Here is a 17,117-nt window from a genome sequence, read left to right on the forward strand (position 1 = left end):
TGCGGCTTTTTTTCAAAATAAGACTAAAGGAATCTTTCCTATTAAAAATATTACTCCAATGACAACCAGAGAGGAAAAACCTACTAAAAAAACTGCTTTTTTTATATGTACTGTCCCAGGATGCTGATATCTATCTCCCAGTACATGGAACCCGACTTTCTCAAGCCTTACATTAAGCGCTCCTGAAACAGCAGCCATCGACCATCCCGAATTGGGCGAAGCAGTCTTATTATGGTCACTGATGCAGGTTTTCAGGGCATCAACAGGTTTTCCGAAGAAAATTGAAGAAATAAAGATAATTACAATTGAGATTCTTGCAGGCGCGAAATTGACGATATCATCAAGCCTGGCAGCCGCAAATCCAAGCTCTTTGAAAGGCTCTTTTTTATAACCAACCATTGAATCAAGCGTATTTATCATGCGGTAAACAAGCGCACCAGGAAGGCCGAATATCAGGAAATAAAATAATGGTGATAAAACGCTATCAACAAAGCTCTCGGCGACTGATTCTATGACAGCTGATGCCGATTGGTGCGCGCTGAGGTTTGATGTATCCCTGCCCACAAAAGTTTTCAGGTCACTTCTTACTTTTCCTATCTTTCCGGAATCAAGGTCTTTTTGTATACCGATGGCAGAAACAAGCAGCATGCGAATGGAAAAGCTGGATTTCAGGAAATACGCCGTAATCACAAGCCCGATAATTCCTGTTCCAATGAATTCAAGGGATCTTGCCAGTAAAACCGTTATCCCGATACAAAAAATCACCATGAACAGGCCGTATATTTTCCTGAAGCGATGAGGGGCAGCGCCCACGAACAGGTTGATCAGTCTTCCCATCCATACGACAGGATGAAAAAACGAAGGCATTTCCCCGAATATAATGTCAAAAAGAACTGCAAGAAGTAAAACCTGTATCCTGAAATCCATCATAAAACAGGCTCCATCACATGTTTCCAGACGTCTTTTATTTTCTTGCCGCCCATCAACTCTTTTAACACCTTTTCCGCAATATGTCCCTGATGGATAAGAGTGCAGCCCGCGCAGCTCCAGACCGTTCCGCCTGTTGACCTGTGAATAAGTTCCCCTCCTGTTCTAATATTTTCACACGGGTAAAATGGACAGAAACAGAACGTGCAATCCTGTCCTGCGAAGTGGCACGGGTAATACTCACAGTCTATCCTGCTCCTGGCAGCAACTCCACGGTCAAGTGCTTTTCCGATCTCTTTTTCTGCAAGTTCGCTTCCCCACTCTTTTATGACACTTGAAAAGGCCGCGATCAGGGCGCGGTTCTCGTTTCTTTTTCGCACAGCCACACGAATGTGATTTTCAAGACCAAAGGAAGTGCAGTCGCGAATAATGATGCCATGTCTTAACATACGCCCTGTCAGGTCAGCAGAACTTAAACCAAACCCCCTCAAATCTATGAGGATAAAATTCGTATCGCTGGGATATGGTCTAAAGCCCCTGATACCAGCAAGTTTTGATGCCATCCATTCACGTTCTTTCTTTAATAATCCAAGTGACCTGTTGATATAATCCTGATTACGCTTAAGAAGATTTTCACCAACTGCTGCGGCAATTGAATTCATGTTCCAGTGAAGGCGTATATTGTTCATAAGATCTGATAAAACAGGTGATGCAACAGCAAAACCGATCCTTAATCCAGGGACTGCAAACGTTTTTGTAAGGGAGCGCAAAACGATCACAAAATCGCTACATGCCGCAATATCTGCAATACTTTCGCGTGGATCGGCAAGTTCGATGAATGCCTCATCCACAAATAAAAAAACCTCAGCGCCACTGCATTTTTCAGCAAACAAACAGACTTTTTTTCGATCCAGGAGCTTTCCTGTGGGATTATTCGGATTGCACAGGAAAACAGCTTTACAATTATCAATATTTATGTTTAAAATATCATCATAATCGACATATTCAATACGCGCACCCAGGAGGCGGCACTGGAATTCATACTCCGAGAACGTGGGAGCCGGAATAATTACCCGGTCCTGCGGCTCAATAACAGTTTCTGCAAAAAGGCGGATCAGTTCTGACGAGCCATTTCCCGGGACGATATTTTCGGAGGATACCTTAAGATAATCAGCCGCAGCTTTTTTAAAACCCGGATACCTGTTATCCGGGTAATTGTTTATGTCCTTGCAGGCAGCCGATAATACAGATCTTGATTTCGGCGGCCCAAGTGGATTGATGTTAACACTGAAATCGAGCATCTCTTGCGTGGTCTTTCCTGCTGTCCTGGCACTTTCCGATAATCTTGCTCCATGAATGCATGGTACAAGGTCAAACACGTTTTTCCGGACTCTGTTGTTAAGGGACACATTCCCTTTTTTGTTTGAAGGGAATATTAAAGTGCTGGAAGAAATTCCTATCAAATAACATTGTTATTTTCAATAATTTCATGGTTTTATGATTATACCTCTAGATACTGCTTTATTCGTTTCCCAATTGTCTAACTATTCTATGACGATTGTTTTTTATTCATGTAATTATAATTTTACTCCACCTGAATCGGTTTTTTCAAGTGGTGAAATACCATTACGTATGGGATCATTTTATTAAAACAATAGGCTTTGCCACAGTATTCACAACAACATTTATATACTATGATGCATGATTGTACTACAAGACAACAAAACGTTGTCGGGGTATGAATAAAATATGGCAGAAATAAGAAATTTTGTATTAAGGGAAAAGAATGGTAAAGAGACTGGAGTATTTACCGGTCACCAGCCGCGCCAGGCAGCATTAAAGGCAGCCAACCGCAGCAAAGGAACAAAATCAAAACCAGTTGAATTGAGATTAAGGGAGAGAGGAACAAAGAAGATTCACATCTACAAGGGATGGACAGAAGTCGTTGCTGCTCCAAAGAACAAACCAAAGTGGATGCCTGCAAAGATCAACAAGCCTAATGTAAAGAAAACAGGCGTTGAACTGCTGGATAAAGTTTAAATAATAATTTTTTCTTTTTTTCTTTTTTTATAATTTTGCTTTCAGTTCTAAAAACGTCTCATTTAGGAAATTATTATATATCATAAGCAATCTATACATTAATGACATAACCGGGGATATGTAATAACAATTGGGGTTGGCCCGGGTCTTCAGTACATTGTATTTCCGGGAAATCCATTGAATTGAAATAGGGGGTTAATATGAATAAATTAGTTTTATTTGTTATTGTTCTTCAGGTACTTTCACTGACTGTAAGTGCCCAGAAAAATTCATCGGTAAATAATAGCTCTGAACTGGTAGAAAAAGGCAATTCGATTGAAAAAGTCGCTGCCAGTATCGGACTGGCTCCCTCTTCAGACCCGAACGGGCCTTATACGGGAACTGAAGGTTCTCCGGTATCTTTTGACGGTTCGAAATCATCTGATCCGGATGGAAGCATAAAATCCTATTTCTGGGATTTTGGTGATGGAAATACCAGTATTTCAAATAAACCAAAACACGTTTATATCCAAAATGGAGTATACACTGTTTCCCTTAAAGTAACAGATAATTCAGGTCTCAGTAACACAGGTACAACTGTTGCAATAATAGAAGAAAAAAAAATAAAAGCGGATTTCATGGGAACTCCAAGAACCGGGTTAGAGCCTTTGAACGTAACGTTCACAGATTCCTCGGAATCTTATGATGGAATTACATCCTGGAAATGGGATTTCAATAACGATGGAAAAATAGATAGCACAATAAAGAACCCAACATATAAATTCACAGCAGGTAAATATACTGTTGCACTGACAGTGTGCGAAACAGACGGGGATTGCGATACCAGGAAGAAAACCAATTACATAACTGCCAGTACCACTAAACAAAAAAAAATTGTTCCCTCTTCAGCCCCGAACGGACCTTACACAGGAACTGAAGGTTCCCCGGTATCTTTTGATGGTTCAAAATCCTTTGATCCTGATGGAATTATAAAATCTTATTCCTGGAATTTTGGCGATGGAAATATTAGCAATACAAAAAATCCAGAGCACACTTATATTCAGAATGGAACATATACTGTTTCCCTTGAAGTAACAGATAATGATGGTCTCAATGCCACAAACACAACAACTGCAATAATAGCACGGGCAAATAACAAGCCAGTTTCGAATTTCAGCGCAATACCAACGAGCGGGTTAGAACCATTGAATGTAACATTCACAGATTCCTCCGGATCTTATGATGGAATTACATCCTGGAAATGGGATTTCGATAATGACGGAAAAACAGATAGCACAGTACAGAACCCAATGCATGGATATGCGGCAGGTACCTATACTGTTGCCCTGACAGTATGCGAAACCGATGGGGATTGCGATACCAGGACAAGGACGGATTATATTAATGCGACAATAAAGGACACCATAAAACCAGTTATTACAATCACATACCCTTCAAACGGCCAGGCATTTACGACTTCTTCTATAAGGGTTAGCGGAACAATAGATAATACTACAGAAGTGAGCAAGGTAGAAGTAAAGGTCGGAAATGAATTCTGGGTATTAGCACCTGTAAACACCTCATGGACAGTTCCTTCTATGAATCTCTCAGCAGGATCGAACAGGATCACGGCAAGAGCTACGGATAATTCAAGTAACATATATGAAACGTCAGTGAATGTTACGTATTCTCTGCCGGACAATACACCCGTAAATACCGGTGGTGGAAGTAATGCCGCATGGGGAGGTGGTGGAGGTGGTCCGTCCGGAGAGAACATATCCAATATTGAGCTGATCGAAAAATATGACCTGCCGATATCCAGGAATGTAACCACATTTTACAGATTTACGCATGCGAAGAATCCTGTAATGTTCGTCAATATAACGGGCAACACCACCATGGGTATAATAACGGCCTCAGGGGAAGTATTGAAAGGTACTTCTACCCTTGTTAAAACTCCGCCGGACGGTCTTGTTTATAAGAACTTCAATATCTGGGTGGGAACATCGGGCTTTGCAACACCCAGGAACATTAAGGAAGCTTTCATCAGATTCAGGGTAGATAATACCTGGATGAGCGCTAACAATATTGCAGGCAGCGATCTCATTTTGATGAGATGGAACGGAGATAGCTGGGTAGGACTTGAAACCAGGGTATTGTCAAAAGACGATACAAACACATTCTTTGAAGGAAAAACATATGAATTCTCACCGTTTGCAATAACTACGAAGGAAACCGGGATGAAATCCATCGATAAAGAGAATGTACCAGTTCCTGAAATCCTGCAGCAGTCCGCTGTCAAAGCGCCGGATAATGATAAAAATTCATCGCAACCTGCACAGGCAGCCAACACCACCACAGCATCTTCAGGGAAATCCACGTGGTCTACAATATTGATCTTATTAATTATCAATATTATAGCGGTTATAATGTACTATCGGTGGGTAAAAAAATAAAAGCATTTCTCTTCTGAGAAGGAACCAGATGAGCCCATCCAATAAATGGATAGGATAACAGAATTCAGAAATTTGGAATTAATGGATGGGCTAGAAATCCTTTAACCGGATAGCGAATATCCATTTGTGGATCTAAATTTCATAGTCATAATTATCATATCATTTTTATATCCAGTATTAAATCGATCAATTTATATACTTGTAGATACTATTACCAATTTTATGGTAGGTGTATATTCCACAGGAGTGCTATTGATATTATGAATCTGAAAATAATCCTATTGCTATTGGTAATAATGTTAAGTAACTTAGTTCCGGCAGTATCAGCAACAATTGTAAGTTCAACAGGCAACACAATCGAAAACCTTACAGATGCATATACAGACGGTTACACTTTAGCAGGCAAATACAATGACGAATTTAACCAGGGGGTTCTGGATACTTCAAGATGGGAATGGATAAGAGAGAATAGAAGTGCATGGTGGATGAGTTCATGGTATCTGGGAATGAATATCACGAACACATCATTATACCAGGGCACAGCCACCTCACCCTTATTATTACAAAATTACGGGGGAGAAGATATAACCATTATTTCAAAACAATGGTTCAACCCAATTACATCAGTGGAGAACGCTGGAATAATAATATATGCGAATGATGATAATTTTGTAAATGCACAGTATTTCATTATTGGCGGTGTAAGAAAGGTAGTAATCCAGAAAGAGGATAATAATTTAGGGAATTCTACTGCCACAACAGTCACTTTATCCCAACCACACTATATAAAATTAGTAAAAGCCGGGACAAATTACAGTTTATATTATAGCAATGATACGAAAACATGGACTTATTCTGCAAGTGTTAACCACCCTGGTACAATGACTAAAATAGGTTATGTAACCGGGGGTGCGCCCTCTAATCACCCGGTTTATTATGATGCATTTGTGACTGATAATTTTATCACCACAGGCAACCTCACATCAGTATTTAATGCAGGGTTCGGAGGAGTAATAAAATCCACTTTATTCATGTATACAAATGCAAGCGACTCTCATATAGATGGATATGCAAGCAAGGATAATATCACATGGACACTTTTGCAAACCGACATGCCTAATAATACTTATTATACAATACCCCCTGAGATCCAGAACCGGACCGTATATGTGAGAGCAGTATTAAGGGGGACCAGCACCTCAACCCCGGTACTTCAACAGATCACAGCCCAATCCGGGGTCACGCCGATACCACCCAGGTCTGATGATTTTAATAGCCCTGCTCTTAACACTACTTTATGGGAGGTAATTGACCCGGCCGGTGATTCAAAATTTACTATGGAAGGTAAAGATACTGCCGATGCATTCCTGAATATCACTGTCCCATGTTGTGTGACACATGCACCATTTACCACAAACAATGCGCCAAGAATAATGCAGGAGGTAAGTAATGTTGACTTTGAAATAGAAGCAAAATTCCAGTCCTTATTAACCGAACAACACCAGGAGCAAGGATTCATAATTGAGGAATCACCTGGAAATTACATACGCATAGACTTTAATGGTGATGGCAACAATCTAAAAAGCTATGCAGGAACCTTTCGTAATAACGTAGCCACTCAAGGATATAACACTCTTATCCATTCAGAATTTTCCCAGCCCGTGCCTTTATATTTAAGGGTAAATCGGTCAGGCAATAATTGGTCATACAGATATTCATATAATGGCGTAACATGGACTAATGTGACCAACTTCACATATGATATGAATGTGGCAAAGGTAGGGGTGTTTATAGGAAATGAGAATACAATTGCATCCCTGACGCCAAAATTTACAGGCAACATTGATTATTTTTTCAATACTGCCTCGCCAATAATCCCGGAGGATATTCCAGATACTACCCCACCTGTAATTAATGTCTGGTACGGACTTAACCAGAGATTTGGTCACTTAGGCACACCCCAGACATGGATTAATATCCTGGGTAATGTATCAGACTCATCATCTGCCGTAGTTGCACTCAATTATTCATTGAATAATGGAGCAACTCATCAACTTGTGCTTGGTAAGGATAACCTGAGATTAGAAAATATAAATGACTTCAATATAGAAGAAGGCTACACAAATTTTAGCTGTGGCAGCAATCATATTGACCTGAGTGCCAATGACAGCGCCGGAAATGTAAATAACACAAGAGTCAACATCAATTATACTTGTGGGATTGATTGGCCTATGCCTTATACAGTGGACTGGTCAACCGTATCGGACATCCAGGATGTTGCACAGGTCGTGGACGGGCAATGGGTTATTAACAATGGGAAAGCAACTCCGGTCCCTGGATATGATCGAATAATCGCTATGGGCAATATGGCCTGGAAAAATTATACAGTAACTGTTCCCATAACATTAAACTCTGCAATGACTGTTCCGGGTGCAAACTTCGGGATAGTCATGAGGTGGAAAGAGCATGTATTCTGGAGTCCCCGTGGTGCGTATCCAAGGGAAGGATGGTATCCATTGGGGGCGATCGCAGGATACTTTAATAATACTAAATCATTCGGGGGTAATAGATTAGCACTTCTCGGAAATAAAATGATCTTATTTGCAAATGATACAACAGCAACGCAATTAGAGGTTGGATCAACATACAATTTTAAAGTAAGTGCGCAGACTGCTGGCATAAATCAGGTATTTTCATTAAAGGTATGGAAGCAGGGGACGCAAGAGCCTGCGAACTGGACAGTTAGCGGAAATGCACCTGCCGGGGCATTAACACAGGGGTCAGTACTGTTTACTTCATATTATTCTGACGTAAGCTTTGGCAATGTCGCTATAACGAACCTGGACACCCAGGCAAAGATTCCTCCCTCCTCAAATCCCAATGGGTCTTATACAGGCATGGAAGGAAAAGCAGTTTACTTTGACGGTTCAAAATCATTCGATCCTGATGGAAACATAATGTCCTATTATTGGGACTTCGGTGACGGGAATAGCAGTATAGGTATGAGTACAACTCATATCTACGCCCAGAACGGGACATACACTGTCTCCCTTAAAGTAACTGATAATGATGGTCTCAATGCCATAAATTCAACTAAGGCTGTAATAGCAGATAAAAACCCCGTCCCGAACTTTACCGGAACACCAACAACAGGACCGGCACCATTGAATATCTTATTTACGGATTCATCCACATCCTATGACGGTATTGTTTCATGGAGCTGGGATTTCACTAATGATGGAACACCTGACAGCAATTTACCTAACCCATCCCATTCGTATCCCGCAGGCACATATACAGTTGCACTGACAGTTTGTGAGAATGACGGGGACTGCAATACGGAAATAAAAACAAATTACATTACTGCGACATCAGGAGATATCGTAAAACCGGTTATTTCAATTACATATCCGGCTAACGGCCAGATACTCAATACTTCATCTATCATTGTAAGCGGAACTTCTTCTGGTGACGTTGCTATGAATAATGTAGATGTTAAAATCAGAGAAGGAGCATGGCAGAGAGCTACTGGTACTGCATCGTGGACTATCCATGCCACCCTTTCACCAGGTTTAAATACAATATATGCCAGGGCTAACGATACTTCCGGGAATTCCAATGAAACATCAATAATAGTAACCTATGATGTAACCGCTCCTTCCGGCGTGACAGGACTGGCCAATATTACCTACGCGCAAAACTACATCAACTGGACCTGGTTTGATCCTGATGAACCTGATTTTGATCATGTTGAAGTCTATCTAAACGGCTTATTCAAATCAAATATCACAAAAGGGATACGATCCTATAATGCTACCGGCCTCACATCCGCTACTTCATATACGATCGGCCTGAAATCCGTAGATATCTCCGGCAATGTAAATTCATCAATGGTCAATCATACCGCAAGGACTGTGCGAAATACAATTACTTCATCTGTAAACCTCACAGGAAATAACATTTCAAAGCCAATAATATTAGAGAACCAGGCATTAATAGATATAACAGCAAACAATTCTTCTGTTAGCGGATATATAACATTGACAGCTGATACGAATATCACACGCCTGAATGGGAGTGTAAACATTGCGAACTCAACATCTGGCATCCAGGCAGGTGGAAAAGCTCTTAACAGATATGTCGAAATAGATTCTACAGGTATAAATAAATCGAATATATCTTCTGTTAACCTGACAATGTTTTATACGGATGAGGATATTTCAGGTCTGGATGAAAATACCCTGAAGGTATATTGGTGGAATGGGTCCATATGGAAGCCCCTGGATCCGAAAGGTAAGGATTATTCAAATGAAAATGGTCCTATTGTTATTGATATTAGAAGAAACCAAACAGCAAATAAACTAACTGTCCAGTTGAACCATTTTTCAACATTTGCTTTAGCAGGCACACCGTCCACTCCACCCAATACGCCATGTAATTATTGCAGCAGTGGAAGTTCGGGTGGAGGAGGCGGCGGAGGTGGTTCATCAGGAGAGAGCGCATCCAATATCGAGTTGATTGAAAAATACGACATGCAAATATCAAAGGATGTGACAACATCTTACAGGTTCACCCATGTGAAAAATCCTGTAATGTTCGTCAATATAACGGGCAACACCAGCCTTGGCATAATTACGGTCTCGGAGGAAGTATTGAAAAGTACTTCAAGCCTCGTTAAGATCCCGCCGGGTGGTCTTGTTTATAAGAACATCAATATCTGGGTGGGAACATCGGGCTATGCGACACCAAAGAACATAAAGGAAGCTTCCATCAAATTCAGGGTAGATAATACCTGGATGAGCGCCAATGGTGTTGCGAGCAGCGATATCGTCCTGGTAAAATGGAACGGAGATAGCTGGATAGAACTTGAAACCAGTGTATTATCAGGAGATGATACAAATACATTCTTTGAAGGAAAGACAAATGCATTTTCACCATTTGCTATAGCCGTGAAGATGGGTGGAGTTGCTGTAGAGGCACCCTCTGTTGAAATCACACAACAGATCAAGGCCAAAGCACCGGATAATAATGAAAATTCATCACAGCCTGCAAAAACAGCGATTAATACCTGGATTGCACCGTCAGGGGTACCGACATGGTCCGCAATACTGATTATATTAGTTATCATAATTATCCTGGTCGCAATGTACTTCAGGTGGATGAAAAAATAGATGTGTTTTCAGTAAAAGTGTGAAAGTCGTTTTCCAGCGACTTCACTCTAATACGTTTTTGCCATTATGGCAATATTTTCCGTTTCTTTCTTACATACTGGACAGATACCGAGTCCTTTCCCGATTTCACCTTCAGGTACCCCTAAAATCCCTGCGCCAACAGCTTCTTCCATAGCAAGCCCGCATTCATGAACACCGCACCACGGTATCTTAACGATCCCATTGGAGATCTTCTCTTTTACTTCTTCAATGGTCGTACACGCGATCAAACGTCCTTCCAGGATCTCCCGGGCCTTCTTGAACAGGCTTTCATGGATCGCGAAAAATCGTTTTTCGATTTCATTTTCGATGTCTATCAAAGGTACATTTTCCTTGTTCCCGGTGTCCCTTCTAACAACTGTGGCCGCATTATTCTTAAGGTCGCGCGGGCCGATCTCGACCCTTAGCGGGACGCCTTTCATTTCCCATTTGTAATATTTTGCTCCGGGGCGCTCGTCGGTTTCATCAAGGGCGACCCTTATATTTTTTGCTTTTAATCTCCCTGCAATGTCATGGCATGCATTCAATGTCTCATCGCTCTTCCCGAATAATATCGGGATAATGACGACCTGGATGGGCGCTATCTCCGGCGGGAATACAAGTCCTTTATCGTCCCCGTGTAATGATATTAACGCTGCGATACTTCGTTCCGAGATCCCGTAGCATGTCTGGTGCGCAAGCACCTGTTCGCCGTTTATATCCTCGTATTTGATATCAAATGTTTTTGCGAAATTGCTTCCGAGGTGATGTGCTGTTCCGATCTGCAGGGTCTTGTTATCCGGCATCAGTGTATCCACTGCCATCGTATAATCAGCGCCGGGGAATTTATCCCAGTCCGGACGTTTTGATACGATGGTCGGGATTGCAAGTCTCCTGTAGAACTCCTGGTAGATCCTTGTGGCTTCCTTTACCTGATCAGCAGCTTCATCCCATGTTGCATGAACTGTATGCGCTTCTTTAAAAGATGTTATCTCACGAAGACGAATAAGCGGGCGCGTGTGCTTTGTTTCATATCTGAAGGTATTTACGACCTGGTATATCTTGATGGGCAGGTCCGCATGTGAGCGCACCCATACTTTATACATCGGATAAATAGCGGTCTCACTTGTCGGGCGAAGAGCAAGTTTTACATCAAGTTCGTTCTTTCCGCCGTGTGTGACCCAGTAAACTTCATTTTCAAAACCTTTAATGTGTTCCGCTTCCTTCATGAATTCGTTTTCAGGGATCAGAAGTGGAAAAAGAGCTTCCTTATGGTCTTTATCCAGGAGTTCACGTATTATCGCATAAGTTCGTTTTCGTACATCGAACCCGAACGGGAACCAGACATAAAGCCCTTTAACAGGATAGCGAACATCCATTATTTCCGCCATTAGAAGTAGTTCATTATACCATTCACTGAAATTTGATTTTGCGGGAAGAACAGGTTTTTTTTCCTGTAATGTTTTATATTTATCTTTATCTTTTGTTTCTGCCATGGATGTCACCGATTGGATTATGCTAATATTGTTTCAGGGCTATAAATTGTATAGTAGCAAATAATTTTATAACTCTTTTATCTTCCTGGCAGTATTCTGGACATTAATAAGTACAAGCCCCATCTGGACATTCTTTCCTGTAAGTACTATCAACAGGGCATATTTTCCCGCACGAGCCGTCACAACCCTGTGGTTTATTGATTCATATATTAACATATCAATATTCTCACCAGTTAGCTCTTCCATGGTTTCGCCGGCACGTTTGAATGTAGCCGCCCCATAAGCAGCAAATGTTTCTCTGTTCATGGTATCCGATCTTGTGCTTGCCATAATAAGCCCGTCATACGTTATGATAGCTGTAGAGATGATATCTCCGGTGGAACTCTCCAGTTCCGAAAGTGCATGTAAATATAATTCCGCTTTGGTTGTCATTTTAATCGTTATGAAATACTTATAGATAATTTTCTCAACATTTTTTCAAGGATATACATGGAGATTATTGCACATACTCCGAATAGTGTCTCCATAAGTTCACGGATTGAATAAGGAATGGGGCAGCTGAGAGTGCCTAATATGCCAAGGAACTTCCATAAAATGGCAAAAATAGCTGCTAATTGGAAAAACATAAAAACCCGGATAAAATTTCCAGTTGATTTCGTTCCAAGCATATAAGTTGTATATACTGTTATTGAGCCCCCTGTTATCCATATAATATTTTCCATTTTAAAAAAAATATTTTTTATATTTTCATATTGCATTCCGGAAAAATACATGTAAATTAAAAGGATCGGAAATAAAAGAGCAAATATTAACGGAATGAAACTCATAGATTTTGAGATAGTTTTTCTTTTATATAGTTTAATATAAATGAGTATTAATGCGGATGTCAGGAATATCGCAGAACTTATGCCAAAAATATATCTTATAGAGTCGAAAACAGGCGATTTAGTCAAATGTCCCAATTCACGAATCCCGAAAAATAAAAAAGAAAGGAACATATATGTCCATGGCATTTCACCAACATTCCAGATACGCCGGTTCTTGTAGGCTGTAATGACCAGAAGTAGCGATATCCACCAGAAGAGATTCGAAAGAATTACATGAATTCTGATAGTTTCTTCAATGCCATATGAAAATAAACCGTTAAACATAATGACAATAATTATCAAAACAAATATATTAGCTTGGTGCCTGGCAACATCATGATTTCGTCTATGGACCTGTCTGGCTCAATTCATGTAATGTTCACAAAGAATTGATTATTTCATTGATATGCTCATTTCATTATATATAATTGGAAAAGACCTTCCGGTGTATGCCTTTTGACGATATATTATCTGAAATGACTTATACTGTGATACTAAAATTTATTATCAGAACGATCAATTCAACGAAAGAATAACATGAGTAAACTTGAAAAAATATTAAGAGAAAAAGGCCCGATACGCAAAGTTGGCGTGATCGGAATGGGCTATGTGGGGATCCCATCAGCTGTTTTATTTGCAGAAAAGTTTGATTTTGTATGGGGTTTCCAGAGAGCATCCCGAAGTTCAGGTTATAAAATCGAAATGCTGAACAATGGGATAAGCCCGCTTAAAGGAGAAGAACCAGGACTTGAAGACCTGATCAAAAAAGTCCGTACACAGGGTAAATTCGAAAGCACATCTGATTTTTCAAAAATTAAAGACGTGGATGCAGTCACTCTTGCCATCCAGACACCATTTAAGGATAAGGGGGAACTTGAGCCTGATTTTGGCGCGCTGGAGGAAGGAATACGCCAGATCGGAAAGTACCTCAACGAGGGAATTCTTGTAGTACTTGAGTCAACGATAACACCCGGAACTACAAAAAATTTTGCAGCAGATATCCTGAAGGAAGAATCCGGCCTTATGCCGGGTGAAGATTTTGCGCTGGCCCATGCTCCAGAAAGAGTAATGGTTGGAAGACTTATACGCAATATCCAGGAACACGACAGGATAGTTGGCGGGATAAATAAGGAAAGTACACAGCGTGCAGTGGAACTCTATACCCCTGTCCTGACCACAGGCAAAATAATACCCATGGATTCAACAGCAGCCGAGGTTACAAAGACTGCTGAAAATACATTCAGGGATTTACAAATTGCTGCTATCAATGAATTAGCTCTTTATTGCGAAGCTATGAGAATAAATGTATATGATGTAAGGACAGGCATTGACAGCTTGAAAGGAGAAGGAATAACAAGAGCCATCCTTTACCCCGGAGCAGGTGTTGGGGGGCATTGTTTAACAAAAGATACTTATCATCTTGAAAGGGGAGTCAAAATTTCCGGTTCAAAACCGGATTATCCTGCGGATTCCGAATCCCTCTATGTCCTTGCCCGGAAAATAAATGATTTTATGCCCCAGCATATGTATAATCTTACAAATGAGGGATTAAAAGGTACAGGGAAAAAATTCAAAGGTTCAAAAATAGCATTACTTGGCTGGGCTTTTATTAATAACTCCGATGATACGAGAAATACGCCTTCTGAACCTTATCTGGAGATGGTGGAAAAAGCTGGCGCCAGAGTTGCGATACATGATCCGTATGTCTTCCAGGATGGCAGCCATAAAATATTACAGGATCTTAATGAATGCATTAAAGGAGCAGATGCGATAGTTATTTTTGCAGGACATAAACAATATTTGAATATTAATGCAAGTGCCACCAGGAAATTATCAGGGCATAAGCATCCCGTCATAATCGATGGAAGGAATGTGATTGATCCGGATGCTTTCATCAAGGAAGGATTCGTGTATAAAGGGATTGGCAGGGGAGATAAGAACTACCACGAAATCTCCAATAAATAAATTATTATATGTTTTATATTTTTTATAAATAAAATTTCATTTTTCAGCAATTCCTATTGCTTTCTTTTGTTCATATGATTCAATTGCAGCCATTGCTACTTCAAGTGCATGCCTGCTTGTTTCCCCATTGGAGATTACAGCCGTGTTATCCCTCACGGATTTAATGAAATGCTCCAGTTCATTCTTTAAAGGCTCTTTTGGTTCAACCTTGGCTGTGCGCACCCAGGCCTCATCATGCAATTCCACTGTCTGTTTAATATAATCGAGATATGCAACACCCTTTAATCCTATAGCAGTAAGATTCCGTATTTTATGCGGCGTTAACCAGTTTGTTTCGACCATTCCTGAAAGATTTGTATCGCATCTTAAAAGGATCGATGCATGATCTTCGAATGAATGGATATCTTTGCCGGCTATCGTATAAACTTCATTGATCTTGCGGCCGTAAAGATATGAAATAACATCGATATCGTGTACGCCAAGATCCATTATTATCCCGACATCACGTATCCGGGGATTGAATGGCCCGACACGTCTTGAAGAAATGGACACTATCTTACCGAGCATGCCAGAATCTACAATATCTTTTAATTTTGAGACCGCAGGATTAAATCTTTCAATATGTCCTACCATCAGCTTTACCTTTGCATCATGTGCCGCATGTATCATTGTATCGGCGTTCTTGAGGGTATCAGCGATAGGTTTTTCGACAAGCAAATGAGTTCCCGAATCAATAACATCAAGGGCAACTCTTGAATGAAAAGTCGTTGGCACTACCACGCTTACTGCATCAAGGTCCTGTTTTAGCAACTCATTGTGGTCAAAATATGGTGTGGTATTATTTGCCTTAGCCAGTGAAACAGCCCTGTTCCTGTCCGTATCACATATCCCCACAAGTTCTACGTCTTTCATTTCTTTATATATTCTTATATGGTGCTGCCCCATGGCGCCACCACCTATTACAGCAACTTTCATTTTTTGAATCACCCCGATATAATTATTCATTTAACCGGTTAATCACCATTTGTTAAATCATTTTGTTTGTTTATTCATAATCTTTTTCAGGGATTACTTATCAAGATTTCAAGTTATTTAAATCTATATGAGATTAAAATATAATAATATATATAAACATCATCATAATCATTGAATCTGATTCTACTCCCCATCCATAGTAATACTTTTATACATCATGGTTTAACAGACAGACCAACACCAGGTCACATATTATTGGAGAAAAATTGATAATTATACGAAAATTCCAGCCCTCTGATTTCCAGTGGGTCATCGACATCGAAAGGAAGGTTTTCAATGAACATGATCCTTATCTTTACATGCAGTTCTATGAGACATATCCCGATACTTTTATTGTGGCTGATATTAACGGTTTTGTTATAGGCTATGTGGCAGGATTTCTGGCGCAGCCTGAATTAGGGCGTATCTTTTCACTTGCGGTAGACCCTAAATATCAAAACAGGAGTGTTGGTAGCAACCTGTTAAAAGAAATAATTAACATTTTCCGAAAGAAGGGGGTCAGTGAAATAATCCTTGAGGTCAGGATGGATAATATCAAAGCGACAAGGTTCTATGAGAGACTTGGATTTTTCCAGTTCGGGATAGCTGAAAAATACTATAATGACGGCCAGAACGCCCGTTTAATGAAACTGACGTTATAGCTGTAATCACAGGGGGCTTTTTTTACCCACATTTTTCAAAAACCCTATCCATCGCCGTGCATCATCAACTTTTCGTTTTATGTCATCACGAGGCTCTTTTAACCTGACCTTACCTGCTTCACATTCCTTTAGATCCATAATTGCGCGTATGAGACTTGCGATCTCATTGTATAATTTTTTTGCCTCTTCTTTTGTGATATTCTCTCTTAGAAGGATCTCTTCATCATGTTTCGCTTTAGTTTCAAGAAGAGTCACAAGTTCCAGTAAACGATCTTTTTCCTGTTCCGAAAGCTCCTTATTATGTATGCAACGCCATATTATCTCGTGGAGTTTGATGTTTTCCCCATTCACCTGAACTTCATCGGGTACTTTTTCTCCCACCCATATAAGATATCTGTGTAACCCATTAAGTAAATGCTCCCTTTCTTCAAGGGATATGTAATCATCCAGATTTAATTCTTTCTCGTTCAAATTGCCTTCCTCCGGTTGATTTTCAATAATCTGAATGAATTAACAGAAATTA

At 40.3% G+C, this 17,117-nt stretch carries 13 protein-coding genes; 6 read left to right on the top strand and 7 right to left on the bottom strand.

Annotated elements, in window-relative coordinates:
- Nucleotides 1–12: 12 nt before the first annotated feature.
- Nucleotides 13–930 carry a cobalamin biosynthesis protein gene (locus FIB07_06260; protein ID NJD52457.1) on the bottom strand — a complete coding sequence of 306 codons (918 nt, stop codon included), beginning with the start codon at nucleotides 928–930 and terminating at the stop codon, nucleotides 13–15.
- Nucleotides 927–2,390, bottom strand: coding sequence for a threonine-phosphate decarboxylase (locus FIB07_06265; GenBank protein ID NJD52458.1), 1,464 nt, complete (start codon nucleotides 2,388–2,390; stop codon nucleotides 927–929). The genes FIB07_06260 and FIB07_06265 overlap by 4 nt, the downstream gene beginning before the upstream one ends.
- Nucleotides 2,391–2,676: 286 nt before the next feature.
- Between FIB07_06265 and FIB07_06270 the strand changes: the two genes are divergently transcribed.
- The 3 genes from FIB07_06270 (at nucleotide 2,677) to FIB07_06280 (ending at nucleotide 10,573) form a co-directional block, all read left to right on the top strand.
- Entirely contained in the window at nucleotides 2,677–2,967 is a 291-nt protein-coding gene (locus tag FIB07_06270; protein NJD52459.1) for a chromosomal protein MC1, read from the top strand.
- A 200-nt stretch (nucleotides 2,968–3,167) separates the two neighbouring features.
- Nucleotides 3,168–5,402 carry a PGF-pre-PGF domain-containing protein gene (locus tag FIB07_06275; protein ID NJD52460.1) on the top strand — a complete coding sequence of 745 codons (2,235 nt, stop codon included), beginning with the start codon at nucleotides 3,168–3,170 and terminating at the stop codon, nucleotides 5,400–5,402.
- A gap of 260 nt (nucleotides 5,403–5,662) precedes the next feature.
- Nucleotides 5,663–10,573: a PGF-pre-PGF domain-containing protein gene (locus tag FIB07_06280; protein ID NJD52461.1), complete on the top strand. Its 4,911-nt coding sequence runs from the start codon at nucleotides 5,663–5,665 to the stop codon at nucleotides 10,571–10,573.
- A 47-nt stretch (nucleotides 10,574–10,620) separates the two neighbouring features.
- On the opposite strand, the gene FIB07_06285 is transcribed toward FIB07_06280, so the two are convergent.
- From FIB07_06285 to FIB07_06295, 3 genes are all read right to left on the bottom strand, one after another.
- A complete protein-coding gene (locus FIB07_06285) occupies nucleotides 10,621–12,087 on the bottom strand; it encodes a proline--tRNA ligase (protein ID NJD52462.1) in 1,467 nt (488 codons plus the stop codon).
- Nucleotides 12,088–12,153: 66 nt separating this feature from the next.
- Nucleotides 12,154–12,519 carry a hypothetical protein gene (locus FIB07_06290; GenBank protein NJD52463.1) on the bottom strand — a complete coding sequence of 122 codons (366 nt, stop codon included), beginning with the start codon at nucleotides 12,517–12,519 and terminating at the stop codon, nucleotides 12,154–12,156.
- Nucleotides 12,520–12,527: 8 nt separating this feature from the next.
- Nucleotides 12,528–12,809, bottom strand: a complete 282-nt coding sequence (locus FIB07_06295; GenBank protein ID NJD52464.1) for a hypothetical protein — start codon at nucleotides 12,807–12,809, stop codon at nucleotides 12,528–12,530.
- A gap of 145 nt (nucleotides 12,810–12,954) precedes the next feature.
- Between FIB07_06295 and FIB07_06300 the strand changes: the two genes are divergently transcribed.
- Both FIB07_06300 and FIB07_06305 read left to right on the top strand, forming a co-directional pair.
- Entirely contained in the window at nucleotides 12,955–13,134 is a 180-nt protein-coding gene (locus tag FIB07_06300; GenBank protein ID NJD52465.1) for a hypothetical protein, read from the top strand.
- Nucleotides 13,135–13,490: 356 nt separating this feature from the next.
- Nucleotides 13,491–14,918 carry a nucleotide sugar dehydrogenase gene (locus tag FIB07_06305; protein NJD52466.1) on the top strand — a complete coding sequence of 476 codons (1,428 nt, stop codon included), beginning with the start codon at nucleotides 13,491–13,493 and terminating at the stop codon, nucleotides 14,916–14,918.
- Nucleotides 14,919–14,954: 36 nt separating this feature from the next.
- Here FIB07_06305 and FIB07_06310 read toward each other — a convergent pair whose 3' ends face one another.
- A complete protein-coding gene (locus FIB07_06310; protein ID NJD52467.1) occupies nucleotides 14,955–15,911 on the bottom strand; it encodes a Gfo/Idh/MocA family oxidoreductase in 957 nt (318 codons plus the stop codon).
- 233 nt (nucleotides 15,912–16,144) lie between these two features.
- Between FIB07_06310 and rimI the strand changes: the two genes are divergently transcribed.
- On the top strand, nucleotides 16,145–16,594 hold the full coding sequence (rimI, locus tag FIB07_06315) for a ribosomal-protein-alanine N-acetyltransferase (protein NJD52468.1): 450 nt from the start codon (nucleotides 16,145–16,147) through the stop codon (nucleotides 16,592–16,594).
- A gap of 6 nt (nucleotides 16,595–16,600) precedes the next feature.
- On the opposite strand, the gene FIB07_06320 is transcribed toward rimI, so the two are convergent.
- The gene (locus tag FIB07_06320) at nucleotides 16,601–17,065 is read right to left on the bottom strand and encodes a methyl-accepting chemotaxis protein (protein ID NJD52469.1); all 465 of its coding nucleotides are present in this window, start codon (nucleotides 17,063–17,065) and stop codon (nucleotides 16,601–16,603) included.
- Between the last annotated feature and the right edge of the window lie 52 nt (nucleotides 17,066–17,117).

The organism is Candidatus Methanoperedens sp. (assembly GCA_012026795.1).
Lineage (GTDB): Archaea > Halobacteriota > Methanosarcinia > Methanosarcinales > Methanoperedenaceae > Methanoperedens.

Coding starts and splice junctions, on each gene's coding strand:
- FIB07_06260 (NJD52457.1), bottom strand. CDS start 930: ATGATGGATTTCAGGATACAGGTTTTACTTCTTGCAGTTCTTTTTGAC.
- FIB07_06270 (NJD52459.1), top strand. CDS start 2,677: ATGGCAGAAATAAGAAATTTTGTATTAAGGGAAAAGAATGGTAAAGAG.
- FIB07_06275 (NJD52460.1), top strand. CDS start 3,168: ATGAATAAATTAGTTTTATTTGTTATTGTTCTTCAGGTACTTTCACTG.
- FIB07_06280 (NJD52461.1), top strand. CDS start 5,663: ATGAATCTGAAAATAATCCTATTGCTATTGGTAATAATGTTAAGTAAC.
- FIB07_06285 (NJD52462.1), bottom strand. CDS start 12,087: ATGGCAGAAACAAAAGATAAAGATAAATATAAAACATTACAGGAAAAA.
- FIB07_06290 (NJD52463.1), bottom strand. CDS start 12,519: ATGACAACCAAAGCGGAATTATATTTACATGCACTTTCGGAACTGGAG.
- FIB07_06295 (NJD52464.1), bottom strand. CDS start 12,809: ATGGAAAATATTATATGGATAACAGGGGGCTCAATAACAGTATATACA.
- FIB07_06300 (NJD52465.1), top strand. CDS start 12,955: ATGAGTATTAATGCGGATGTCAGGAATATCGCAGAACTTATGCCAAAA.
- FIB07_06305 (NJD52466.1), top strand. CDS start 13,491: ATGAGTAAACTTGAAAAAATATTAAGAGAAAAAGGCCCGATACGCAAA.